Source organism: Mycobacterium sp. TH-M106 (genome assembly GCF_057473765.1).
In genome coordinates, this window is record NZ_JBYCLE010000539.1 from 1 (window position 1) to 1288 (window position 1288).

Annotated in this window: 1 protein-coding gene and 1 pseudogene; both read right to left on the bottom strand. The window is 64.2% G+C overall.

Going from position 1 to position 1288, the window contains the following annotated elements; genetic code table 11:
• A pseudogene (locus AC2VOP_RS18675) lies at positions 1–308 on the bottom strand (nitric-oxide reductase large subunit); the annotation flags it as partial.
• A gap of 135 nt (positions 309–443) precedes the next feature.
• Positions 444–1288, bottom strand: an 845-nt coding sequence (locus AC2VOP_RS18680; RefSeq protein ID WP_486962349.1) for an FAD-binding oxidoreductase, incomplete at its 5' end; no start/stop codon positions are given.

The following is a 1288-nucleotide window of genomic DNA, read 5'->3' on the forward strand; positions in this document are numbered from 1 at the left end:
TCGGCGGTGTAATCGGGTCCGAGGTAGGCGCCGTGGCCGAGCACCGACCCGTACTCCATCAGTCCGCGGGCCTGGTAGATCTCCTGGCCCCGGGTGATGTCGGCACCGGTGAACAACAGTTGGCCAGATTCGCTGACGACCTTGTCCGGCAGCGGCATGGACGCCGAGTAGGTGCGATAGGCCAGAATGCCCATCACCAGAAAGCCGAAGATCATGACCAGGGCGACGCCCTGAATCCATCCTTTCCCGACCAACGGCTGCGGCGATGACTGATCGGTAGCTGATGACTGTGCCGGTTGTGCTGCCATGGCGAGGACTTCTTTCGCGAGTGGTGATCTATCGGCTCGTATGCGGAACGCGACGGAATTACGGTACTCGGATTGGCGTTCGATGAGAACCACCAGTGGTTGTCCGGGCGTCGATATCGCTGCCTCAAAAGGGTTTCAGGCCGTGGTGACAAACGTTTCGGCATAAATCTGTCCGCGCGGCACACCGGCTGCGGTGAGCACGGCGTAGGCGGCCTCGATCATGGGCGGCGGTCCGCACACGTAGACGTCGGGGCTTTCGCCGAGCAGATACAACTCGGCCGCAGCGAGATCGACCGGATCCCCGGTGGTGCCCGGCCACCGGGGATCTGGGTGCCAGACCACGGTGTCGGCCCGAAAGTCGGGCATCGCGTCGGCGAGTTCCCGGAGTTCGTCTTCGGCGAAGATGTCGGTGTGGTGGGTGAGACCGAAGAACAGACGTGTGTGCTGGGGGTCGCCCCACTCGGCCATCCGGCGCAGCATCGACAGTATCGGCGATAATCCGGTGCCGCCGGCGAGGAACCAGCGGGGCCGAAGTCCGTTCTCGGTCAGCGTGAATGACCCTTGCGGACCGGAGACGGTGAGCACATCGCCCAATGCTGCCTTCTGCGTGAGATAGGTCGACATCAGCCCGCCGGGCAACAGCCGAATATAGAAGTCCAGCTCGCCGTCCCAGTTGGCGACGTTGGCCGGCGAGTAGGCGCGCCGGGCGTCGCAGCCCGGGACGGTGAGTCGCACGAACTGACCTGAGTCGAAATCCGCCGACGATGGACCGTCGGGTCCGGCCGACAGTACGACTTTCACGTGCATCACGGCGTTGCCGACCCGTTCCAAGCCGGTGATCCGGGCCTGATGCTGTGTCGGCGGTGCGACCACGATCTCGTCCCGGTCATAGGGCAGATCGATCCTGCAGTCGCCACGGGGGAAGCTGCGGCACAACAGGATCCCGTTCTCGCTCTCGGGGACTTCGAGGACACCCGGGT